This is a genomic window from Vibrio sp. EA2 (assembly GCF_033042495.1).
Classification (GTDB): domain Bacteria; phylum Pseudomonadota; class Gammaproteobacteria; order Enterobacterales; family Vibrionaceae; genus Vibrio.
Window position 1 is genome coordinate 188,530 of record NZ_JAWLID010000005.1, and the last position, 23,032, is coordinate 211,561.

A 23,032-nucleotide genomic window follows, 5' to 3' on the forward strand; every position below is an offset into this window, starting at 1 on the left:
GTTTTACCTTAGTTATGCCCCAACACACCGTTGTGTTGGGGCCTTTTTGTCTTGGCAATCGGGAGCTAAGGCTCTAAGCTTGGTTTGCTGGCTGTGGACGAGCCTTGCGACGCTGACCCGATGGCTTATTGCCGGCTGGTTTAGCGCCTTGTGGCTTGCGATTAGCTGCTGGTTTCCCGCCATTGCCGCTTTTATTACCGTTTGGCTTGTTGCCATTTGGTTGGGTGTTTGAACGTGCTTGACCTTCACGGTTACCTTTTGGTGTACCCGCTCCAGCTTGGTTCGCGCCATTTTTGTTGCCGTTGTTGTTACCCTTACCGTTACCATTGAAACGGCGCTTAGGTTTACCCGTACCGTTAGAGGCTTTTTTATCGGCAGGTTGCGTGTTGCTGCCTTCCGTTTGAGGTGCTTTTGGTTTTTTAGGTTTCTTTGGTTTTTTCGGCTTAATCGGACGCGTATCCAGTTTTGACTCTGGCACGACATTCGTTGGTGCGAAGCCATCAAGCTCTTTACGTGGCAACACTTCTTGGATCAAACGTTCGATCGCAAATAATTCTGGCGCTTCAATCGCACAAACCAGAGAGATCGCTTTGCCCACTTCGCCCGCACGACCAGTACGACCAATGCGGTGAACGTAATCTTCTGCAACTTTTGGCAATTCAAAGTTCACAACTTGTGGCAATTGAGGAATATCAATACCGCGAGCGGCGATGTCAGTCGCAACCAGCACACGAATTTCACCCGATTTAAAATCAGCCAGTGCTTTGGTACGTGCACCTTGGCTTTTATTACCGTGAATCGCTGCCGCTGGTAGATTTTGTTCTACCAGGAATTTCGCTAAGCGGTTTGCGCCATGTTTTGTGCGCATGAATACTAGGACTTGTCGCCAGTCACCATCTTTAATCAGCTTCACCAACATCGGCGCTTTTTTCTTCACGTCTGATGGGTAAATACTTTGTTCAACGGTGCGTGCTGTAGAGTTTGCCGGGTTAACTGAGATCTCGACAGGGTTGTTCACCAAACCTTTCGCAAGGTCACGAATCTCATTTGAGAAGGTTGCTGAGAACAGTAGGTTCTGACGCTGCTTCGGTAGTAAATTAAGAATCTTACGGATATCGCGAATAAAGCCCATATCTAACATACGGTCCGCTTCGTCCAGCACCAGTACTTCCAGTTGGTCGAACTTAATCGCGTTCTGGCTGTAAAGGTCCATTAGACGACCTGGAGTCGCGACCAGTACATCCGCACCTTTACGCAGGCGCAGCATTTGCGGATTGATCTTCACCCCACCAAATACAACGGCGCTGGTAAGTGGAAGGTGACGACTGTAAATGAAGACGTTTTCTTGTACCTGAGCGGCAAGTTCGCGCGTAGGGGTCAGGATCAGAGCCCGGATGTGGTTACCACGAACGCGAGGTCCATTGGACAAACGCTCCAGGATTGGCAGCGTAAAGCCTGCTGTTTTACCTGTGCCGGTCTGTGCTGCTGCCATGACGTCTTTCCCTTCCAATATTGCCGGAATAGCCTGAGCCTGAATAGGAGAAGGGGTATCGTAGCCTTTTTCCTGAATAGCTTTGAGGATTGGAGCAGATAGACCTAACGAGGTAAAACCCATATGTATGATTCTCAATTGTCGAGTTAGATAACAACGCGTCGAAATCAGTTTCGCCGCGAAAAGTGCGACATTCTGAGGCTTTTATGCGCTAGCTTCAACTAATTCCGTATTTGATCGTCATCTCGTTTTCATAGCCACATTGAAAATCGCCCTTTACCTCAACTTAACTTGAGGTTTTAGAGTGTTTAGTAACCACATGAAAGCGAGAGGAAAAAGCAAAATCACATCTTTCTCGTGTTCTACTTAACCGGTTTGAGCGTGCTGCAGAAACGCACTGGTCAACTGCTGGAATAGCGAGTCAACAGATGGCCTTTGTTCGATGTGATTGAACAGTGGCGTGTGGACATGTCCCCGAATATCATCGCTGTGACCACAAAGTTGGTTGCATAGACACACTGGTTCAACGATCTTGTCGACATTGGCATCAATCAGGATACAAGCTTGGGATAAGACAACTTTTCCACCGCCTTTCTTGAGCAATACGCGTTGGGCGGTACCGACGACCTTTTGTCCGGCAATGTTTAAGTTGTACTCACCATCACAGTACGAATATGGCGTCGCGTGGACATCAACTTTAACGCCAAGTTGCTCAAAAAAGACCGTTAAGATAGCGCACAAATCGAGGTAGGCTTTTTTTATGTCGTATGGTTGATCTTCTGGCCAGTGATAGATGTGAGATAGGTTGATGATTCCCGGAACTTGCGGAACGGGGGCGCCGCCAGTTTTGCGTGAGAATAACTTCCATCCGGATTCAGTCAAAGCGCTTTGCAACTCTTCCGAAATAGGCCATTTCCTCCCGGCTGGCAGCACCAGTGTCGGGCTTTTGACCTGCCAGAGTAGCAATACTTGCGACAGTTGATCTGATTGAACTTGAGCGATTAGTTGATCTTCTTTCTCGAACACATCAGAAACTTCCGTAGCGACATAACGGATCAGTTTATTCTTTGCGGCCAAATATTATCCCTCACTTATTACCACCACTCGTTTTATCGCAGATACAAAAAGAATACTAGTTAGGACCTTACTGTTTGGGTTGCTTGTCTCATTGAAGTGTCAAAGCAGGCTGGTAGAGCCTAATGCTAATCAGTTAACAGTAAGCAGATACTACAGTCAGCCGTCATCCTGAACCGCGACGAAGGAGCGTGATTCAGGATCTTCTATCCGAGTACATTGTTATCAAAGGTATTTCTCTATATTCCAGCGAGCTGATACTAGATTCCTAGTCTCGCTAAGGCTCGCTGGAATGACCGTATAGGAGTCCTTAAGTGACTGGCATTAGCTTGTAGTGCCTGCTTTGTTGCCGAGTTTGGTTAGCCCTCAGTCAGCTAGTTTATGTCAGCGGTCGCGATAGCGATTAAGTCAGTAAATGATAATGAGAAAGACTGATCCGTATTCAGAGCCCTAGCCGGAAATTCTATGCTTAATTGGGCGTGTTCTGGTGCTTTTCTGATAAGTTTCGTGACGAATTTTCGCGTTTCTCCTGGTGAGATCGATAAACGTTGACTTCCTTGAGAAGAAAGCTCTGCGATCCCTATGGTTGGCAGGCTGTTACCATCATCATCCTCAATACTGAGCAGAGATTCTGGTCGGTACAACAGGTTTCCGCTTTCACTACGATAAGCGCTAAAGGTGTTGAACTGAGGCTCCAACTCTCCTTCTGAGCCGATATTGGTTACCGAGAAAGTCACATTGGAGCCGTCAAAGTTTTCCACTTTGACTAACACGTTGTCATTTTGATAGCTTGCCGCGGCAACGGCGCTTGCCTCTTCTTCGCTGTTTTGCTCGTCATTATTAGGTTTATTAGATTCGCCCGGCTGTTTATTGCTTTGTTTTTTGACCATGGCGTAAGACTGATCTGCCATGGCGATGAGTGTAGGAATAGAATAAAGGGTAAGACCTTCTAAATGGTCAAAATCTATTTTCGCATGCTGGGTCAGTTGATGATTTGAAAACTGGCAATAACCATCGATAAGGCTGATCAATGCCAGCTCATAGGTGCCTTTCAATCGCTCTGTTTCTCTGGCAGCCAGTGCTAAGTTCGTTCTAAGTCTTTCGATTTCTCTTAGTGTTCGTTGTGGATAGCGGCTATTAGGAGAAACGTCGTTTGCTACTGACACCAGTTCTTCGGTTACAAATGGATTTTTTTCTGTCGGAATTACGGTAGTAACATGATTGGATTTGGTAATGTCCTGCCCGAGTAATGCCACCATTTTTTGTGACACGGAGGTTCGATTTGTTGCCAGTATATTATTGCAGTTTGGAGATGTTGCCGCATATGAGTAGAAAGCGGGTAAATAGCAAAATAGGACGGACAAGCCAGCAGCGACTAGCCCTTTTAGTCTTCGAGTGTTCATCCTGATAACCCCTCTGTCTCTTAGCGCGATAGACTGGACGTATTCCCCCGGTCAGTCTGATAGATTCGCGACTTTCAGAATGGTTGTGATCAACTCTTAGTAGCAGGTTACCTTGTTCGTTCTCGTTATGTCCTCGACACTTTGCATTACTCTAATTCGATACTGACAAAAGTGCCTGAATTAGAGAGTATTAATGCTACAAAGTTGATGCCTTTGTCTGAAAGATAGTCCTAACTTTTCCAACCATCAAATGTGTGATCTGGTGAGAAATCACGTCGATTACTGAGGCGCGAATAAAAACAGAGACTTACTGTAGAAAACTGATCTGAAAGAAAAAATAAATTCTTGCGAGGGAACTTTTTAACCCACTACACTGGCAACGAAGACTAAGAGAAAGTCGACGCTTAATCTTTTGGTTTGCGTTATGGTTATGAGTAAGTAAAAGTGTGGGCAATTCGACGATATATTGGCGAATGTGATGCTATGGTTATTAATGCACTGCTCAAAATATGAGCAAACATATACATCAACCATCCACCAAGAGGTCTATATGTTAGGTGAAAATCACTCATTAATTAATGAATTTCCAGATCACTCGGATACCATCTCCCACCTGTCAGCAAATGATGCCTCTTTTGCTGAAAACGTGAAAAACTACAACGCCTTAGACAAAGAAATACGTGTTTTGGAACTACAAGGTAACCCCATCGATGATCACGAGATGAATATGCTTAAGCATAATCGTGCTGAGCTGAAAGATTGGTTACATTCCAAGATCATGGGTTCATAGCCAACTAATGAGTATTGGCTCGTATTTGTGTGTACGAGCCATTTTTTTATGTTTGAACCGGTAAATGCCCAGTCTTGACCCAAATCACCGTATCCTCTTCAACAAACGGAGTATGCTCACTCAAATGAGGTGCCCGCAGCCAACAATGTTTGGGATAGACGCCAAGATCATCTTTAAACTCACCGGATAACACCAAAATTTCTTCACCACCAAAGTGTCGGTGTGGTTGAAACTTCTCTCCCTTCGGCCATTTCACCAGTGCGATAGATTCGTTTTCAAACTCATGCAGAGGCATGACTTGCAACCCACCCACTCCCGGTTTCCATTCTGCTTTGTTGGTATCTATACGGACTTCAGTGAGATCTTGAGGATCAAACTGGTTCAGTTTTACCAGAATGACACAGCCTTCTTTACTGAAGGGAGCATGATGGCTGCCTGGCGGATTGCGAATGTAAGAGCCCGCAGGATAATCACCATTTTCATCAGAAAACACACCTTCAAGCACCAAAATCTCCTCTCCGCTTGGATGATAGTGCGTCGCAAAGCGTGATCCAGCTTCATATTTTACAATACTGGTGGTGTGTCCTGATTCTTTCGCCTCACGCTCGAGAGGTTTACGCCAAACGCCCGCAGCGGGGCTGGCGATCCATTCTTGTTGAGTCGTGTCAATCACGACTCTCTGAGTAAAATTCATATTCAACATGCTGAAATTCCGAGACCTATTTTTCGCAGAATGTTTTCTTATTGTACCTGTAACAGTCCAAACTGACTTAAAGACCTTATAAAGAGTGTATGAAAATTTGTTAGAAAAAAACAAAGCTAAATGCGCCGACACACAGGGGTAATAAAAAATACTGCCCAATTGTATCGGTTCGCTCACAACGTGCGTTTAGAATTTATCTATAGTTTTATTAGCTACGCAGAGGGCGTGCTAGAACGAGAAGCGAAAGAGAATACAGGAATAAGTGCTCAAGCGCAGTTTGTATTCTCTAAAACAAAGGAACACCAAGATGAAACATGACAAAGTAGCCATTGTCACTGGTGCCGCTCGCGGTATTGGAAAAGCGATTTGTGAACAATTACTGGAAGATGGCTTTAATGTCATCGGGTTAGATATCTCTCCGGTCGAATGGAACCATTCACCGCAGCTCACAAGCTATCAAGTTAACCTGTGCGACTCCAAAGGGGTCAATGAAGTCGTAGATAATATCATTCAGCAACATCATCGTATTGATGTACTGGTTAACAATGCGGGCATTACACGAGATGCTTTGCTTCAGGATATGCTGGAGAAAGATTGGGATAGTGTTATTGATGTCAACCTCAAAGCGGTATTTTTATTAACGCAAAGTGTTGCGCCAGTAATGTTAAATCAAGGTTCCGGCAGCATCGTTAATATCTCTTCCATTGTCGGCACTGATGGGAATATTGGTCAGAGTAACTATGCTGCCAGCAAGGGCGGTGTGATATCAATGAGCAAAGGATGGGCGAAAGAACTCGCTCGAAAAGGCGCACAAATACGAGTGAATTGTGTCGCGCCTGGATTCATTGTTACCGATATGACCAAAGACCTGCCAGAGAAAGTGATCAAAATGATGGAAGGTAAAACACCGTTAGGCCGTATGGGCTCAGTTCGAGATATCGCGAATGGTGTCTCATTTTTAGCATCTGACAAGAGTGAGTTCATCACCGGACAAGTCCTTAAAATCGATGGTGGCTTAGTATTGTAGCCTGTTCACGACGCCCCTTCATGGGGCGACTTTTTTCTGTCTCTGACTTTATCTGTTTGATTTATCTTATACCGCTAAAGAAAAAACCATAACCAAAGGTTCTAATCAAACTCGTCTGGCGGGCTTTAAATTCGCTATTGCGGCCTAATATTCTTGTTAGACCCAAAGAGTTTAAGACGTGGATGAGTGAAACTCCTCCGATCCTACCTAGCTAAAGGCGTATTCAAACAAGATAAGGAATAACAATGTCAAACGAGTACATACCACCAAAAGTTTGGACAAACGATAGTGAAAATGGCGGCCAATGGGCAAGCATCAACCGCCCGGACTCAGGCGCACGTTTTGAGCAAGAGTTACCCGTTGGTGAACATCCATTCCAGTTGTATTCCATGGGGACGCCAAACGGCCAGAAAGTCACCATCATGTTTGAAGAGCTGTTGGCTGCTGGTGTGAAAGAGGCGGAATACGACGCGCATTTGATCAGAATCGGTGATAGTGACCAGTTTGGTTCTGGATTTGTCTCCGTAAACCCAAACTCCAAAATTCCTGCGCTAGTCGATCGCTCTGGCGAAGAACCGGTCAATGTGTTTGAGTCTGGCAACATTCTTTTCTACCTCGCTGAAAAATTTGGCCTGTTCCTACCGAAAGAGGGGGCAAAGCGAGCAGAAGTAATGAACTGGTTGTTCTGGCTACAAGGTTCTGCGCCTTATCTAGGCGGTGGTTTTGGGCACTTCTATGCCTACGCTCCAGAGAAATTTGAGTATCCGATCAACCGATTCACCATGGAAGCAAAACGTCAGCTGGATGTTCTGGATAAGCGCTTAGCGAACAATGAGTTTTTAGGTGGCGATGAATACAGTATCGCCGATATCGCTACGTGGCCTTGGTATGGAAATCTAGTGTTGGGACGAGCTTATGATGCGGCTGAGTTCTTAGATGTACACAGCTACGAGCACGTGGTTCGTTGGGCAAAAGCCATTGACCAACGCGAAGCGGTAAAACGTGGCCGTATCGTTAACCGAACTTGGGGAGAAGAAGGTGAGTATCTAGAGGAACGACATAGCGCACAAGATATTGATAATGTGTTAAAGCTAAAACCATAGGCTCAAAGACATTATTCTGCGTACCATTCTCCAGACTGGTGCGCAGTTTTCTATTCAGCTTTTCTATGAACTCGCATACTAAAACGGATTAACTAAAGTTACGTTTAATATTAGTAGTATCAACAACGGAAAAGACTCTTCTATTTTTAAATCTAGTTTGAAAACATAAACGCTATTAATATCTGACATAAGCGAAATTTATATGTTATCGCTATAGTTTTGATTTTGTTTTTTAAAACGATTAATTGAATGTTTATCCTGCTTGATTTTCCCAGCCATATTTTTGACCCTTAGCTAACAATATAAAATCAAAGAGACGCAATACTAACCTTATTGGAAGTCATGTTTCGTTGATTTTCATTGCCCCCTATTTTCCAGTTCGCCAGCATGAACTGTGTTGTTGTTATGTCCGCACACGTGTTTTTTAACCCGCCTGAGTGCGGACGTCTTTTTACTTTCTTTCACTGTCGCTTTAACAGTTTCTCATGCTGTTTCGAGTAAACGTCTGCTCATCCTTTTGGTTAAGATGTTTACCGATTTATTAGACGTGTTATGTGCCATGTATCATAAATCTGTGTAATAACTGAAACCAATTCTCATACTTTAGATTAATGCAGGCTAGATCCTGTTTTACAACTTAAGTTGCAGTTTGAGTTAAACAAAGTGCTTATACTGTTATGATAGTCATTGCCTAAGTATGTGAGTGCGTAATAGCGTTTTTCGATCATACTCAGTCAGCTTTGTATATCCAAGGAGGGAAATGTATGAGAAACAAATGGGCACCGCTATTTGCCTCACTTTTGATCAGTGCACCAACATATGCGATTGTTGGTGGAGAGGAGGATGCACCAGTATTACAGGGGGCATTTGAGGAAAACTTCGCCTTTTTAGCCTCTGTTCGAGCCAGTATTTTCGCAGAAGATCACTCATGTGGAGGAACCATTATCAGTGACCGCTGGGTGTTGACTGCTGCCCACTGTTTAGTTGCATCTGACACCAGTTTGGAAGATAGCAACGCGAACGCTGACGTATTTACACTTTATGATGTGGCCAAACCTAAAGAAATCTCAATAACGGCTGGTAAGGCAGATTTATCTCAAGTTGACATATCTGACATTTATAAGGTCACTCACGTTGTGATACATCCAGACTATTATCCAGAGCAGTCTGTTACTGTAGAAACAATCGATAGTACAGATAACACCGGTGAGACCGAGGTAATGGTTCTTGAATCAACCGCATACCAGAATGACCTTGCTTTACTTTATGTTGAACGCGATTTTCCTGCCAGTCTCGTCGGCAAGGTGAGCTTAGGAAACAGTGATAGCAATATAGTGCTTTCTGAACTAGAAGATGATTGGAACTCTGCAGAGCCTGTTCCCAATGTAAAAGTCGCAGGGTGGGGGACTGGTGAAGATGGTACGGAACTAGAAGAGACAGATGTCTCTTACTACCCAATGCCTCTTTGTTATGAACGTCTTGAATCTGCAGAAGAGCTACCTATTTACATTGAGTCTCCTGCCGATCCCAAAAAGTTATGTACGTTACCTACAGAGATTGTAAATTTGACAAGCGCTACGGAAGAGGAAGTGGACCCAACCACACAAGATGATTCACTAACACAAGATGAAGCAGAAATAGTGCAAGATGACTCGATATACGGTAACGGCGCTTGTGTCGGCGATACTGGTGGTCCTTTATTACTGCCAAGCAGCGATGGTTTGAGCTTTACCCAAGTTGGTATTATCAGTGCTGGTCCAATCATTAATAGCGTCTGTAGCTCTATCACCTTACCAACTTGGTACACCAACGTTTCTTATTACACAGAGTGGATTGACTCATACTTGGACAGTGAGCAACCGCCTGAAGTAGTAATTACCAAACCTGACTTTCTGATTGTTCCAGAGGAAACCGAAGATGGCGAAGATACGGTGACGGAAGGAGAAGAAGGTGAAACGGTTACAGAGGACGAAGAAGTCATAGAAGATGAAGAGTGTAACGCTTCGATTGAAGGTCAATACGTTGCTTTTTGTGATGACGATGACGACAGTAGCGGTGGTTCTATCGGTTACATGTACCTACTGTTGATGCTACTTTTAGCGGCAGGCAGAAGAAAAGTTATTAATCGCTAGTATTAATAAACATAAAAGAACGCCCCGAGTTAAGTCGGGGCGTTCTTTTTTTAATTAAAGTGCTGCAAGAATTGTTTCTGCGTTGCTCACTTCAAACTTCTGTGGTTCTTCAACATTAAGTGTGGTCACGACACCATTATCAACAATCATCGCATAACGTTGCGAACGAATACCACCAAAACTACCGGTATCCATTTCCAGACCAAGTGCTTTGGTGAAGCTTGCATCACCATCACCCAGCATCATAATCTCAGAGGCATTTTGAGCTTCACCCCAAGCGTGCATAACAAATGCGTCATTTGTTGCGATACATGCGATAAGATCAACGCCTTTTGCTTTTAGCTGGTCTGCTAGAACAACATAGCCTGGCAAGTGAGCTTCTGAACAAGTTGGAGTGAACGCGCCCGGGACAGCAAACAACACCACTTTTTTATTCGCAAACAGCTCAGTTACGTCGTGATTTGCCATGCCATCGGCGGTGAGTTCACTGACAGTTGCAGAAGGTAGTGCTTGGCCTTGTTGAATCATAATTGTCTTCCTTTTGATATTCGTTATTTGTCTCAGTCAGTCTAGCGCTTAAGTTGAACATTAACCACTGAGGGTTTGTAAGGGTATACCCAAGTATTATTAACATTCTGAATTAAATCGGAAAGTCATTTGAGTATACACATCAATTTATAACGATTTAACGAGTCTCAATTTCTATAAAGAAGAATGACTTTCAACGTAGTTTTTTACTTGAGAACGATAGCTAGCTTTCATTTCGTCATCAATAAAACTCGCTTCTATGGCGTTAAGCGTGAACTGCGCGATCTCATCGTTGCTCATTGGGTGTGCTTTACTCACAGCGAGGAAATTGTCGGTCATGTAGCCGCCAAAGTAAGCCGGGTCATCTGAATTAATCGTGACCGCTACGCCTTGACGGAGAAGATCGACAATGTTGTGCTGCTTCATATCATCAAAGACACACAGCTTAATGTTCGAGAGTGGACAGACCGTGAGAGGCATTTTGCTTTCGATAAGTGAGGCAACCAAGGTTTGGTCTTCTACGCAGCGAACGCCGTGGTCAACGCGGCTGACTTCCAGCATTTCAATTGCGTCTGAGATATTTTGCGCTGGGCCTTCTTCACCTGCGTGTGCAACCGTTAGTAGACCCGCCGCTTTTGCTTGTTGGAATACGCGCTCAAATTTTGCTGGTGGGTGTCCCTTCTCTGATGAATCTAAGCCGACACCAATAATTTTATCGCGATGTTTGAGAACAGATTGTAGCGTTTCGATAGCGCTCTCTTCAGACAGGTGACGTAGGAAGCAGGCAATGATTTGAGAAGTAATGCCAAGTTGTTCCTGACCATCTTTTAACGCGCGACTGATTCCGTTTATCACGGTATCAAAATCAATACCGCGTTCGGTATGAGTTTGAGGATCAAAAAAGATTTCCGTATGAATGACGTTATCGGCTTTGCAGCGTTCTAGATACTCCCAGGTCAGATCATAAAAGTCTTGCTCTGTACGTAAAGCATTAGCGCCTTGGTAGTAAAGGTCGAGGAAAGACTGTAAATCTTCGAATTGGTATGCTTCGCGTAATTCACTAGGGGTCGAGTACGGGATTTCAATACCGTTGCGTTTAGCAAGCTTGAACAGCAACTCTGGCTCAAGTGAACCTTCGATATGTAAGTGTAACTCTACTTTTGGAAGACCTTGAATAAATGCGTTCATATTCCACCTTTTGTGTATTGTGGATGCAGTTACTCTAAGAATAGGTATTGATAGAAATAAGTCGAACGCTATTACAAAGAGTAAGATACATCGTGATCTCAACTCTTCGTAATCAGCACTTTGCGGGAGCTGGTAGAGACCCCCAAACCATATCATTGGGGTTATACGAAGCAAACGGTTGCGATTATACGCAAAATTATCAATTTGACTAGGGGTTTATTGGTGTCACTTAACGAGTGAAATAATCGGAGGATATTCGGTTAGGCTGTATAGAAGAGGATTCGGATAGAAAAGGCACTGTTCATGTGAGTGAAAGGCAGGCGGCGTTACCTTACACTTAACATGAAGAAAGAAGATGATGTTACTCTGTTAGAGATCAAATAATTTATCAAACTCTCTTTGTTCCATAATGTCTTCAATACGGCGTCGAGTTTTTTGCTTAATCGCTGCATTATTTTGCTCAGATTCTTTCTTTTCTTTTTCTAATTGTTTGTTACTTTTCTTAGCCATAAAAAGGCCTCCAACTTGAACGTGAATACTATCAATGCCTGAAAAATGTTTTATTTGACAATAAAACTTCCTATCTTTGAACCTTCGTCACACAGAATTGCACCTTCACCGTTTTTTTCATTATATTGGAAGTCAATAGAAACACTGTTGGTTTGAAGTTTTGGCAATACATGTCGCATTAATATATCGCTATTAAGTTGATGTATTCTGGCATTCCAAGTGGTTTGTGGTTGTTTTAAATTAAACTCAATTTCTAACATTTATTCTCCTGTTTCTTTACCGTTTTGTCTTTGTTAAGTAGTTGGTACCAATGCCTTTGACGGCTAGTTCTTCTAGAGGACATATTACTTTCCTTTTATTAATAAAATATAAAATCGCACTGCCAAATTTATTTTAGACAGCACTAAGCTAAGCCATTAAATGGCTAAAAATTAAAATGGGATTTTTGAAGGGGAGAAGTTTGGTGCAGCATGAATATGCTACACCAAGAAAAGCAGTCTTATAGAGGAGTAACTTCAGTCGCTTGAGGACCTTTTTTACCTTGCTCTACGTTAAAGCTTACTTTCTGACCTTCAGTCAGTGTTTTGAAACCGTCAGCAACAATCGCGTTGAAGTGTACGAATACATCTTGGCCGCCGTTGTCTTGAGATAGGAAACCAAAGCCTTTAGTTTCGTTAAACCATTTTACTGAACCCGTTACTTTAGACATAAAAACACCTTTGAAATAAACATTTTAATTACGAATTTTCGTGTGGATCTTTTTTAAGCTATTGAATGTTCAATCAAGAGGAAGTTGTACGCAGGTGTCTGAATGGGTGATTCAAGATTTTACTGAGAAGGAACTTAAACTAAATGTTGCATTAACAGCTCTTCTTTAAGAGCCAACGCCCACTATACACCGAGTTTAGAAAATAGCCACATTTATTTTTTGGTTGGTGTTAGCCAATGTTCCAACAGTGAGCGAGCAGATAATTTGCCTCCATTTACACAACAGCGGAGGGAAGAATTGTTGTCATTCGAAAATATTGAACAATTAGCTCAACTGCATATGGTCATGATTATTTTTCTTCAAACTACAATAACTGCATACCGATAGCCAAGTGATACGAACTTGACAGAGAAAAGTGAGCGAGGCTTTTGAGGAGAAAGATTATGAGTAAAATAAGAGAAGTCCGTCAATTAATTCCTTCCCAGCCTACTGCGGATGGCGATGGCGTTAAAATTCGCCGAGTAGCTGGTTTCAATAATGCCAGTTTTTCACCATTTTTGATGGTGGATGAGTTGAAATCTGATAACCGCGCTGACTATATCGGCGGTTTTCCTCCGCACCCTCACCGAGGCATAGAAACCCTGACCTATATGTTGAAAGGGCACTTTCAGCATCGTGATCACATGAATAATGTCGGTGAACTTCGTTCTGGTGGCGCTCAATGGATGGCTGCTGGCCGTGGTGTTATTCATAGTGAAATGCCAATTATGCAAGATGGCGAACTGCATGGTTTTCAGATTTGGATTAATCAGCCCGCAAAAAATAAAATGCAACCTGCTCAGTATCATGATTTCCAGCCTGAAACCATCACCGAAGTGAATGACGAACATGTCGGCTTGGTTCGTATTATTGCCGGGGAACTTAATATCAATGGGAACCGCACGAGTGGGCCGCTAACGAAAACGGGTGTTGATGCAACAGTTGCTGATTGGCGACCACATGCAGGCGCAACGCTCCAGCTGGTCACCGAGTCGAACCACAACATGATGCTTTATGTCTACCAAGGTAACGTTGAAACTCAGCAACGCGTGATAAAACAAGGCGAAATGGCGCTCTTGTCTCAAGGAGAGTGGGTAGAGCTGACGGCAAACGACGCAAGTGGAGTACTAGTTTTCATCGGCGAGCCGATTAACGAGCCCGTGGTTCACTATGGTCCATTTGTTATGAACAGCATTGAAGAAATCGAACAAGCGATCCAAGACTACAATGCGGGACTGTTTGAAACTTATTAGTTTTTGGTGGTTTACCGGGAACAAAAAATAAGAGATTTGGAGCCTGACTGTTGGGCTTACTGAAAAGCAAATACGATAATCCACTGCCATCGAATTTGCATTAGCCACGCCTTAGGGTGTGGCTTTTTTCTTTTCGAAACCGATAATTTTAAATCTGCTCCCAGCGCATAATGGCTTCTTTCCCAGCCTCTAAACCGAGATTATACGCTGCACGTAATGGCTCCGGAGAACGGCTCAAGCGCTTCAATTTAAATGTCTCTGGCGGACAAACCTGAATAATCTCTATGCCTTCTGGCGGATTCTCAATAAGTGATAGGGCTTGATTGTAGCGAATGTCACGAGTCAGCATCGGATCAATCAAAGCAGGTGTAGCTTTCAACATACGTTTAGTTGCGGCCCCAAACTTTGATTTTGATTTTCGGTAGCTTGCGGGACGACTGCGCAATACCATGATTTTCGTTGCACCTCGTTTAATGGCTTCTGCAATAGGAATCGCATCAGAGACGCCACCATCAACATATCGTGTACCATTCAGTAATACGCCGTTGCGATAAAGGATAGGTAGTGCACTACTGGCTTTCATGGTTTCTGCCAGTGCATCGACGTCTGGAATCAGGTATTCCGCTTCCCCCGTATCCTGACGAGTAACCCCTAAGAAGAAAGGGCGTGGGTCTGCAGCCAGAGCGGCTTTGTCTATTCCAAGCTCTTCGAGTGTGAGATTCCACATCCAGTCGAGATCCATCATATCTCCGCCAAGAACCAGCCGACTCGGGTTAATAAATTCTTTACGTAGGCTGTAATCGAGATAGATTTTCAGGTTTCTGCCCGGCATGTTCGCTAGGTAAGCCGCTAAGTTACTTGCACCAGCTGACACTCCCCAAAAGCTGTCAAATGGCGAGAAATTTTGCTCTAAAAAGTGGTCGAGTATGCCGCACGAAAAGACGCCCCGCATAGCGCCTCCCTCCACAATCAATGCGCGAGTACCTACTTGTTCCATCGGTATTTTCCATCACGTTTGGGTCAGATTGGATGACCATTAGCTTAACGTATTGAGTGATATAACCAAAGCCCAACCAGACATGGGGTTGCATTAGTCGTTGACAATGTTTGATTGTCAAACTAAGTTTATATCAAGTATTTTGATTATCAAACAAATGAGCATTCAGGATGAAAGGTCACGCAATGACAGTCTCGCAGCATTCACATGATTTTGTGTCACATAACCATCAAGGTGAAAGACGAACTTTTTACGTACTGCTTCTTACGCTGGTCACTATGATAGTAGAGATTAGCGCGGGTACGTTGTTTGGCTCCATGGCGTTACTGGCTGATGGCTGGCATATGGGGACTCATGCCGCGGCATTTTGCATTACTTTGTTTGCCTATCGTTACGCAAAGCAGCACGCGAACAGTGAGCGATTTTCTTTTGGTACAGGCAAAGTAAGTGTTTTGGGCGGGTTCACCAGCGCAATAGCACTTGGCATCGTCGCATTGATGATGATGGTTGAGTCTGTACATCGGTTATTCAACCCAGAAACGATTAAGTTTAACGAAGCGATAATGGTGGCGGTCATTGGCTTGGTGGTAAACCTGGCGAGTATGTTGCTGTTAAAGGATCACCACCATCATGGGCATGAGCATCATCATCACGATCACCATCATGATCACAACTTGGCGGCGGCGTATTTCCATGTTCTTGCGGATACGTTAACGTCTCTGCTTGCGATTGTCGCACTCATCATTGGTAAATTTTATGGTTGGGTTTGGTTAGATGCGACTATGGGTATTGTCGGTGCGCTGGTCATTGGTAAATGGACGATTGGGTTAATGCGACAAACGGCCCCGGTTTTATTAGATGAAAGTATTGATGAGCAATATCGACAAGATATTCGTGCAGAGCTTGCCCCTTACGCTGATGTAGTCGATCTTCATGTATGGAAAGTGAGTGGACACCATTATTCAGCGGCTATTGCGATTAAGAATCGCAGTAACAAATCACTCGGTGAATTTAAACAAATGTTGAGTAAGTTTGATAAGATTCACCATCTTACTCTCGAAGTACAAAACGAATAAACGATGAGCGAACTAGAAAAACTGAATCAGATGCTGACTGAGTTCTACGATAAAATGTCGTCGTGGGAGCAGTCAGTTGTGAAAGAAACGGGTTATTCACTGGCTCAGGTCCACACTATTGAAGTACTCGGTGGGCATGGAGCTTTACGTATGAAAGAGCTAGCGGAAAAGCTTGGCATCACAACGGGAACGTTAACCGTTCAGGTTGATAAACTGGTTAATGCAAATTTGATTGAACGCTGCCCACACCCTGAAGACCGTCGTGCGATTGTGGTCAAGTTGACACCAGAAGGGGAGCTCATCCATCGTCATCATAATCAGCTGCATCTGGATTTAGTTCGTGATTTGACTCGGCATATTGAACCTGAGCAACAATCCATTTTCCTTACCTGCCTGGAAAGAATGAACCGCGAGTTCTAGCCTTTTCGAATAGCTCAATTTAGTTCAAAGCAGAGCGCTCATGGCCTCTGCTTTATGGTTTATGTAACTCGCTAATAACGACTGCGGCTCTTGTGCTTTTCGTTTAGTTCTTTTCGTCGACTCCCTGGCAAAATTTCGAGTTTGTAAGTCATTATCTTCGCTGACAAACCTTGAAATCGACTCATTATTCTCTCGCTATTTAAACCTGAATCTCCATCTCTTAGAGGGATCTTTACTATGCTTATAGTTCGGCTTTTAGAAACTTACAGGGTGGAGGATAGGCGAAATCGATGGCTGGATTCAAAAGTGAGCTATCGTTTTGCAGAAGGTGATCTTATAAATTTCTTTGATTTATATAACAAAAATAGCAAGTCAGTAGTGGTCTAGGTATTAACTTACAATATTAGGCGACGTTATGAACATACAATCAACCATAATCGAGTACGCGGTAGCAATCATTGGCTTACTTTTGACCGGAGTTACCCTCTGAGAGTTACCTCCCAGAGGACAGAAAGTCTTATCGATTAATATTGAAGCGCGCACTTGCAGCTTCTTCTTTCGATACAACCGTTTTACCAATTGGCGCGAGAGAAATAATTGCCAGTTTCAGGTGCTGAAGCGCAAACGGAATACCGATGATGGTAACGAAGCATGCTACGGCGGAAATAACATGACCGATTGCCAGCCAGATACCTGCAAACACAAACCACACGATATTGCCAATAACACCAAGTGGACTAGTACCGATGTCCATCTCTTTGGTCAGTTCATCACGTGAAATGGCTTCTTTTCCAAATGGGAAAAATGAAAAGTTACCCATGACGAAACAGGCGCGCCCCCACGGGATACCGATAATGCTGATGAAGGCTAGGATGCCGAAAAACCACCACAGCAGCCCCATAAATACGCCACCCAACACAAACCAGATGATGTTGCCAAGAGTTCTCATTCTATTTCCTATTTCTAATCGTCGATTTTAAATCGAGTTTATGCCACCGATGTAAAGTGACTTCATTGAATCCAATATGGACATGATTATAAGTATGTCACAGGAATCTTAACAGAGTATGAATACCATTAATCTGAGCTAAGGTTTGGAAGTAACTAGTTGTAAGGCGGGAAGAATATCCACGCACACGATGCTTCTTCACTTAAGCTAAAGCAAACGAACGTGGATACAGTATTGACGGAGCTTAACGTAAAATGGCTTTCTCAATTTGTTGGCATATTGCTTCTGCTAATTGGTGGCTGGCGATATTACGTTCAACGACATTGTGAGCTAGTGTCCCGATTTCTATGACGCTTAACCAATCCAACAGCATGGCATGGAAGCCTTTACTGGTTAGCATTGGCGTCCAATCCTTTAAGCTTAACTTTTGCTCTTGGTTTTCTTGCCAACGTTTGCCCTCGACAAAAGAGTTGAACTCGACCGCTTGGTTAGCGTAACACGCCTGTACTCGTTCGGTTGTGATGCCAAAATGGCGATTCATAGAAGCGTGCAGAAGTGTCTCACCATGTTGCCATTGCACATCCAGTCGGGCTAACTCAGCTCCATCAATCTGATGGGTGACGTAAACGTCCTGCAGGTTATCTTTAGCCATAATGTTCACACTGTCTAACGGATGAATGAAATCGTCAAAAATAAAAGTACGAACATCACCCGGCTGGTTATGCCGATTCTTTTCCCAGCGAAGTGACTTCAATCCAGCGAGGTCTCCCGTTTGTACCCCCTGCATGTGTTGATTGTAGAGCGGGATATGGCGGCGATTAAAGCCAACATAAAGAGGCTGATTCGTCTGAGCTGAAATCTCATACAGTTTTTCAACCTCTGTGGCGTTGTCGGTCAAAGGTTTATCTACAAAGGTCGGAATCCCCTGCTTTAAAAAGTATTCAGCTATTTGAAAGTGTACACTGGTAGCGGCATGTATCATGACGGCATCGACGCCGAAATTCATAAGCTGCTGATAGTCCTGACAGGTTTCTGAGATTCTATACTGTTGAGCCAGAGCGCCCAGAGTTGTGGTATTTCTGGTACAAAATACCAGGTCAATATTGGGGAGCTGAGTGATAACCGGAAGGTAAGCCTTTTGCGCAATATCTCCTAAGCCGATGATGCCAATTTTCATCTGGATTGTTCTCTTTTAGGTGACTAGCCGCCTATTATAGCAAGGGCAAGAGAGAATTTGCTGAAGTGTCATGTCATAAAAAAGCCTGACTCACAAATTGTGATCAGGCTTAATGTTTTAGTTACCCTATAATTACTTAGGCATTTGGCGTGCGACACGTTTTGAATATATCCAGGTTACCGTCATATGCGTTGGTTTGAACATCCATAATTCCTAGCAACGAGTGGAAGACATAATCTTGAGAATACTTGCCCACGCTTTGCGCTTCCTTGCTTAAACAATCGGTATCGATCTGTTTCGCCTGCTTAAAGCTTGGTGACATCCACATCATGAACGGCACTCGTTTTTGAGTCTCTGGTGCGAGACTATAAGGCATGCCATGCAGGAACATTCCGTTTTCGCCGAGAGATTCACCATGATCAGAGATGTAAACCAAAGCCGTGTTGTATTTGTCTTCCAAAATTGAGAGTTTTTCAATGGCTTGCTCTAGTACATAGTCAGTGTAGCGGATCGTGTTGTCATAGCTATTGACTATCTGTTCGACACTACAGTTTTCGATATCAGCGCGAGGGCAATCTGGCTGGAAGAACGCTTTGTCTTTCGGATATCGCTGAAAGTAGGTTGGACCATGGCTGCCGATAAGGTGCAGTGTGACGACTCGGTTACCCTCCATACTATCTATTTCTTGCTCAAAGTTGTCGAGAAGCGCCATATCATAGCAAGTCGTACCATTACACCATTGATCTGTCTTCGTTCTGTCTACCGCGATCTTTTTGACTTTATGCGCAACGTGTTTATCACCGCCATCATTTTCTTTCCACATCAGGTCAATGCCAGCACGCTGCATAATATCTATTACATTATCTTGATTGTCTGCTTTACTGCGATCAAAGTTGTGGTGCGTCAGTTGGGAAAACATACACGGAAGCGATACTGCGGTTGCTGTTCCGCACGAGGCAAAGTCCTGAAACGAAATCACATCTAGCTTACTGGTGTATGGATTGGTTTTACGCGTATAACCATTAAGTTGATAATTCTGCGATCGAGCGGTTTCACCGACAACAAAGACTAACAGTGTTGGTTTTTCCTGTGCTTGTTGTAAGGCGGCTTTTGACTGTTTGGCTTCTGTCCCAATCTCGCGATATGGCTCCGGCGTGGTAAGGTAATTTTTTTTAACGTATCCCGCTGTACTGTAGACGAACTGAGTTGGAATAATCATTTTTTTCAGATAGCTGTTGTTTCTTCCGACTGATGCGTAGTCTTGGTAGTACAACGCTGCAATAGCTGCAATAACAGCAAGAGAGGCGACCATCGAAATCAACTTAGTGATTGAAAAACGTAAACACTGGCCACTTAGCGGATGCAGCTTGGCGTTAGCCACAATCAATGCTGGGATGATCCCCATTAATAGCACCCACAGAGCGGAATAAGTACTGAAGTAGGAGCTGGCTTCGCTGGTATCTGTTTCAATAATATTGGCGATCATGCCGTAGTCGAACAGTGTGCCATAGTTGAAGCTGGCGTAGCTCACCATGCTCGATAGTATTAGTAGCAGGATAAAAAATGGCTTTCCTATCCATGGCCAGCTGAATAAATTAAACAAGAAATTGAGTGCAGCGATAAAGAAAATGGGGATGGTGGTGATAAACCCAATTTTAACGTTATCGAGGCGAGATAAAATGCCAATGAGTTCTTTATAAATAGGAATATTGACGACAAGCGCAAAATAAAACGCTAACAAGAAAGTAAAGGCAACGTAAGAGATTCCTTCATTCTGTAAATCAACGGTCTTCATAGATCCTGCCTCACAAATGACTAAAGCAAAAACGACGCCCAAACTAAAAGGGCGAGTAATAAAGCAACAAATACAGCGGCAGAGCCAATATCTTTGGCACGACCACTCAATTCATGCCAGTCATCACTGACACGATCGACAACCGCTTCTATGGCGGAATTAATTAATTCGACGATTAGGACCAACAATAAACTGCCGATCATGAGAACTCTTTCTAATGTTGTGACGGACAAAAAGAAGGCGCTGATAGTGAGAATTACTGCCAGGAGTAATTCTTGCCTAAACGCGGCCTCATTGAGCCAAGCTGCTTTCAATCCTTGAAATGAATAACCGGTCGCGTCCATGACCCGGCGAATGCCTGTTTTTCCTGGTTTCAAAATAGAGTTCCAATACTGCTCGTTGATAAATACGTGGCTGGTTTCGACGTGCCCCAAGCTGGTGACGAGATTAATGGGTTACGCGTGAAACATTTGTGAATATGAGGCTATTGGGTTTAGAAGGATGAGTATGAGGTTAGAAAGTAAGCGTAGATGACGAGCTAGTTTTCACAAATAAAAAGGCGCAACGAGTGCGCCTGTGAAAAAAGGGTTAAATACTTATTCAGGTGAGTTATTAACGTTAAGCGGGCTGCTCGCTGGTGCAAACGACGCTGTTGTCACTGCCAAAACCATTCGGAACGTAGGCATCGGCTTGAGGGTCGTTTTCCCATTCAGCTTCATTCAGCAGGTAGCGGAATTGAATGTTTTGTTCCTTTGGTAAGCGAGTTTTAAACTTAAACTGGCCGCTGGTTTTAACCAACTTCATTGGTTCTGGTTGCCAGTTGTTAAAGTCTCCCGCAATTTTTACCGACTCACGCTGCTCTTTATCAAGTTCAAAGGTGACTTCAACTTCATCTTTGGTTTTAAAAAATCTTTTTTTAAGCATTAATTTTTTCCTTGTTTGTACAAAAACTATTCTAACTATTACTAAGCTTTCATACTGAATTCAAGTTATATCAGCGACAAGACGGTAAAAAAGGCGAAATAATCAGCTGGATAAATGACGAGCTGGTCTTGAAGCTTGTATGAATAGAACGTTTCTGTATGATGAAAATCATCTGGATTGTGAAGATGTTGGTATGCTCACCTTTAACCGAACATTGCTGATGACATTGACTTGCTTGGTAGCCATGCTGCTAACGAGCCTGGCACCTAATGTACAAGCAGCGACTATACCGAGCCAGAATCACAGTAATCAGATTCCATTGAAAGAGCTCCAGGCTCAGCTTGGGGTTAATACTGACTGTATTGAGTCCTCAGAAAATGAACGAGTGCTTACGTCAGAGAAAGACCAACACACCAGTTGCAGCTCTTCATGTATTATGAAGGTGCCAGTAACCTTGCCGCAAAATAGTCTGATGCGCTTTCCTCACCGGCTTGCGCTCATTGGTAAATCTCCCGCCGTAAAAGCGGTATCGGTGATCTACCAACCGTATCGACCTCCCATTGTTTGATTTTCTTCTAATCTAAATACAACGACTAATTGATTTAACAAGACAGTACACTGCTGTCTAAAGGAAACAAACAATGAAGAAATTACTTGCTCTATGCAGCACCCTTTTACTTGCGATTACGGCCCATGCAGCCCAGTTTGAAGAGGGAAAACACTACAAAGTGCTGGATGCAGAGAAGGCCGCTAAACCAACGGTGACAGAGTTTTTCTCTTTTTACTGCCCGCACTGTTATAAATTTGAAAGCTTGGTTGAGAACTTGAAACCAGCCTTACCTGAAGACGCGCGATTTGAGAAAATCCATGTTTCATTTATGGGTGGGAACATGGCAGTTCCGATGGCGAAGTCTTACGCAACAATGGTATCTCTCGGGGTTGAAGATAAGATGATTCCGGTGATGTTTGCTCAGATCCACCAAAAGCGTGCGGCACCGAAAGACGAAGCTGAACTAAAGCAAGTCTTCACTGATTATGGTGTAGATGGTAAGAAGTTTGACGCAGCGTACAACAGCTTTGCTGTGAACTCGATGCAAAAGCGTTTCGACCAAGAGTTCAAAGCAAGTACGTTGACTGGGGTGCCTGGGGTGATTGTGAACAACAAGTACATTGTCATTCCCAATGAAATCAGTTCTTACGATGAGTATAACCAGCTAGTTAACTACTTACTGACCCTTTAAATATAAAACACAAAAAATGGCGACTTAATGGTCGCCATTTTTCTTAACCGTCAAGCAAACAGCACGATGCCATGCATCAACAAGACCCCGCAGGTAAGCTTTCCACGCATTCCCTGATAACCTTTTGGGTCGATTTCCTGTTCTACCTTCCGAATTAATTTTTCAGAGTACCAGACTGCAATGTAACCCGCAGCGAGAAGAAGAGTGGCGGTGACGTAGTGAGTATGTCCCTGCAGCAGTGCGCCCCAAGCGAGTAAAACAAACAGATTACTCAGAACTAAAATATTGCGACTTAAACGATGGTAATAGTGGTCAATCCCGTTCCCCCATAACACGCCTGATAAGAAGCTTAAGATAACCGCGCTGTAGGCAATAAAGAACTGATGACCACTTAAGTTAAATAAAGTGGTTTCAGTAATAATGAGCAGCAAACTAAGTAAGAATGGAATAAGTCCTAAATAGCCCAGCCGTAACATGGTAGAACGTGTGGTCGTCATGATTG

At 43.6% G+C, this 23,032-nt stretch carries 25 protein-coding genes and 1 riboswitch; of the genes, 9 read left to right on the forward strand and 16 right to left on the reverse strand.

Annotated features, from left to right (window positions below; genetic code table 11):
• Positions 1 to 73: 73 nt before the first annotated feature.
• From RXX31_RS13620 to RXX31_RS13630, 3 genes are all read right to left on the reverse strand, one after another.
• The gene (locus RXX31_RS13620) at positions 74 to 1,615 is read right to left on the reverse strand and encodes a DEAD/DEAH box helicase (protein WP_317590009.1); all 1,542 of its coding nucleotides are present in this window, start codon (positions 1,613 to 1,615) and stop codon (positions 74 to 76) included.
• Between the two features lie 243 nt (positions 1,616 to 1,858).
• The gene (locus tag RXX31_RS13625; RefSeq protein ID WP_317590011.1) at positions 1,859 to 2,569 is read right to left on the reverse strand and encodes a lipoyl protein ligase domain-containing protein; all 711 of its coding nucleotides are present in this window, start codon (positions 2,567 to 2,569) and stop codon (positions 1,859 to 1,861) included.
• Between the two features lie 371 nt (positions 2,570 to 2,940).
• Positions 2,941 to 3,969, reverse strand: coding sequence for a hypothetical protein (locus RXX31_RS13630; RefSeq protein ID WP_317590012.1), 1,029 nt, complete (start codon positions 3,967 to 3,969; stop codon positions 2,941 to 2,943).
• A gap of 550 nt (positions 3,970 to 4,519) precedes the next feature.
• On the opposite strand from RXX31_RS13630, the gene RXX31_RS13635 reads away from it, so the two are divergent.
• Positions 4,520 to 4,759: a YdcH family protein gene (locus tag RXX31_RS13635; protein WP_317590013.1), complete on the forward strand. Its 240-nt coding sequence runs from the start codon at positions 4,520 to 4,522 to the stop codon at positions 4,757 to 4,759.
• A 46-nt stretch (positions 4,760 to 4,805) separates the two neighbouring features.
• Here the strand turns inward: RXX31_RS13635 and RXX31_RS13640 are convergent, their stop codons facing one another.
• Positions 4,806 to 5,462 carry a cupin domain-containing protein gene (locus tag RXX31_RS13640; RefSeq protein ID WP_317590015.1) on the reverse strand — a complete coding sequence of 219 codons (657 nt, stop codon included), beginning with the start codon at positions 5,460 to 5,462 and terminating at the stop codon, positions 4,806 to 4,808.
• 307 nt (positions 5,463 to 5,769) lie between these two features.
• Between RXX31_RS13640 and RXX31_RS13645 the strand changes: the two genes are divergently transcribed.
• The 3 genes from RXX31_RS13645 (at position 5,770) to RXX31_RS13655 (ending at position 9,724) form a co-directional block, all read left to right on the forward strand.
• Positions 5,770 to 6,489 (forward strand): beta-ketoacyl-ACP reductase, encoded by a 720-nt coding sequence (locus RXX31_RS13645; RefSeq protein WP_317590017.1) that lies wholly within the window; start codon positions 5,770 to 5,772, stop codon positions 6,487 to 6,489.
• Between the two features lie 245 nt (positions 6,490 to 6,734).
• On the forward strand, positions 6,735 to 7,592 hold the full coding sequence (gene yghU / locus RXX31_RS13650; protein WP_317590019.1) for a glutathione-dependent disulfide-bond oxidoreductase: 858 nt from the start codon (positions 6,735 to 6,737) through the stop codon (positions 7,590 to 7,592).
• Between the two features lie 764 nt (positions 7,593 to 8,356).
• Positions 8,357 to 9,724 (forward strand): S1 family peptidase, encoded by a 1,368-nt coding sequence (locus RXX31_RS13655; RefSeq protein WP_317590021.1) that lies wholly within the window; start codon positions 8,357 to 8,359, stop codon positions 9,722 to 9,724.
• 54 nt (positions 9,725 to 9,778) lie between these two features.
• Here RXX31_RS13655 and RXX31_RS13660 read toward each other — a convergent pair whose 3' ends face one another.
• The 5 genes from RXX31_RS13660 to RXX31_RS13680 form a co-directional block, all read right to left on the reverse strand.
• Complete coding sequence (locus RXX31_RS13660; RefSeq protein WP_176290720.1) at positions 9,779 to 10,252, reverse strand: peroxiredoxin; 474 nt, start codon at positions 10,250 to 10,252, stop codon at positions 9,779 to 9,781.
• Between the two features lie 174 nt (positions 10,253 to 10,426).
• A complete protein-coding gene (locus RXX31_RS13665) occupies positions 10,427 to 11,440 on the reverse strand; it encodes an adenosine deaminase (protein WP_317590024.1) in 1,014 nt (337 codons plus the stop codon).
• Positions 11,441 to 11,529: 89 nt separating this feature from the next.
• Positions 11,530 to 11,629: riboswitch (purine riboswitch) on the reverse strand.
• Between the two features lie 180 nt (positions 11,630 to 11,809).
• Positions 11,810 to 11,950 (reverse strand): PA3496 family putative envelope integrity protein, encoded by a 141-nt coding sequence (locus RXX31_RS13670; protein ID WP_014233734.1) that lies wholly within the window; start codon positions 11,948 to 11,950, stop codon positions 11,810 to 11,812.
• 50 nt (positions 11,951 to 12,000) lie between these two features.
• Positions 12,001 to 12,210 carry a hypothetical protein gene (locus RXX31_RS13675; protein WP_020334121.1) on the reverse strand — a complete coding sequence of 70 codons (210 nt, stop codon included), beginning with the start codon at positions 12,208 to 12,210 and terminating at the stop codon, positions 12,001 to 12,003.
• A 239-nt stretch (positions 12,211 to 12,449) separates the two neighbouring features.
• Positions 12,450 to 12,659 carry a cold-shock protein gene (locus tag RXX31_RS13680; RefSeq protein ID WP_014233736.1) on the reverse strand — a complete coding sequence of 70 codons (210 nt, stop codon included), beginning with the start codon at positions 12,657 to 12,659 and terminating at the stop codon, positions 12,450 to 12,452.
• Between the two features lie 443 nt (positions 12,660 to 13,102).
• Between RXX31_RS13680 and RXX31_RS13685 the strand changes: the two genes are divergently transcribed.
• On the forward strand, positions 13,103 to 13,951 hold the full coding sequence (locus tag RXX31_RS13685) for a pirin family protein (protein ID WP_317590026.1): 849 nt from the start codon (positions 13,103 to 13,105) through the stop codon (positions 13,949 to 13,951).
• 148 nt (positions 13,952 to 14,099) lie between these two features.
• On the opposite strand, the gene RXX31_RS13690 is transcribed toward RXX31_RS13685, so the two are convergent.
• Complete coding sequence (locus RXX31_RS13690) at positions 14,100 to 14,948, reverse strand: patatin family protein (RefSeq protein ID WP_317590027.1); 849 nt, start codon at positions 14,946 to 14,948, stop codon at positions 14,100 to 14,102.
• 185 nt (positions 14,949 to 15,133) lie between these two features.
• Here RXX31_RS13690 and dmeF point away from each other — a divergent pair, with 185 nt between their 5' ends.
• Positions 15,134 to 16,024: a CDF family Co(II)/Ni(II) efflux transporter DmeF gene (gene dmeF / locus RXX31_RS13695; protein WP_317590125.1), complete on the forward strand. Its 891-nt coding sequence runs from the start codon at positions 15,134 to 15,136 to the stop codon at positions 16,022 to 16,024.
• Between the two features lie 3 nt (positions 16,025 to 16,027).
• Positions 16,028 to 16,444 (forward strand): MarR family transcriptional regulator, encoded by a 417-nt coding sequence (locus tag RXX31_RS13700; protein WP_317590028.1) that lies wholly within the window; start codon positions 16,028 to 16,030, stop codon positions 16,442 to 16,444.
• A gap of 517 nt (positions 16,445 to 16,961) precedes the next feature.
• Here RXX31_RS13700 and RXX31_RS13705 read toward each other — a convergent pair.
• The 5 genes from RXX31_RS13705 to RXX31_RS13725 form a co-directional block, all read right to left on the reverse strand.
• On the reverse strand, positions 16,962 to 17,393 hold the full coding sequence (locus RXX31_RS13705) for a YccF domain-containing protein (RefSeq protein WP_317590029.1): 432 nt from the start codon (positions 17,391 to 17,393) through the stop codon (positions 16,962 to 16,964).
• Between the two features lie 244 nt (positions 17,394 to 17,637).
• The gene (locus RXX31_RS13710) at positions 17,638 to 18,570 is read right to left on the reverse strand and encodes a Gfo/Idh/MocA family oxidoreductase (RefSeq protein WP_317590030.1); all 933 of its coding nucleotides are present in this window, start codon (positions 18,568 to 18,570) and stop codon (positions 17,638 to 17,640) included.
• 136 nt (positions 18,571 to 18,706) lie between these two features.
• Positions 18,707 to 20,365 (reverse strand): phosphoethanolamine--lipid A transferase, encoded by a 1,659-nt coding sequence (locus RXX31_RS13715; protein WP_317590032.1) that lies wholly within the window; start codon positions 20,363 to 20,365, stop codon positions 18,707 to 18,709.
• A 20-nt stretch (positions 20,366 to 20,385) separates the two neighbouring features.
• Positions 20,386 to 20,742 (reverse strand): diacylglycerol kinase, encoded by a 357-nt coding sequence (locus RXX31_RS13720; RefSeq protein ID WP_317590034.1) that lies wholly within the window; start codon positions 20,740 to 20,742, stop codon positions 20,386 to 20,388.
• A 241-nt stretch (positions 20,743 to 20,983) separates the two neighbouring features.
• Positions 20,984 to 21,289, reverse strand: coding sequence for an isoamylase early set domain-containing protein (locus RXX31_RS13725; protein WP_317590035.1), 306 nt, complete (start codon positions 21,287 to 21,289; stop codon positions 20,984 to 20,986).
• A gap of 139 nt (positions 21,290 to 21,428) precedes the next feature.
• Here RXX31_RS13725 and RXX31_RS13730 point away from each other — a divergent pair, with 139 nt between their 5' ends.
• On the forward strand, positions 21,429 to 21,857 hold the full coding sequence (locus RXX31_RS13730) for a hypothetical protein (RefSeq protein WP_317590036.1): 429 nt from the start codon (positions 21,429 to 21,431) through the stop codon (positions 21,855 to 21,857).
• 73 nt (positions 21,858 to 21,930) lie between these two features.
• Positions 21,931 to 22,530 (forward strand): thiol:disulfide interchange protein DsbA/DsbL, encoded by a 600-nt coding sequence (locus RXX31_RS13735; RefSeq protein ID WP_065297807.1) that lies wholly within the window; start codon positions 21,931 to 21,933, stop codon positions 22,528 to 22,530.
• 50 nt (positions 22,531 to 22,580) lie between these two features.
• Here RXX31_RS13735 and RXX31_RS13740 read toward each other — a convergent pair whose 3' ends face one another.
• A complete protein-coding gene (locus RXX31_RS13740; protein ID WP_317590038.1) occupies positions 22,581 to 23,027 on the reverse strand; it encodes a DUF3429 domain-containing protein in 447 nt (148 codons plus the stop codon).
• Positions 23,028 to 23,032 lie beyond the last annotated feature (5 nt).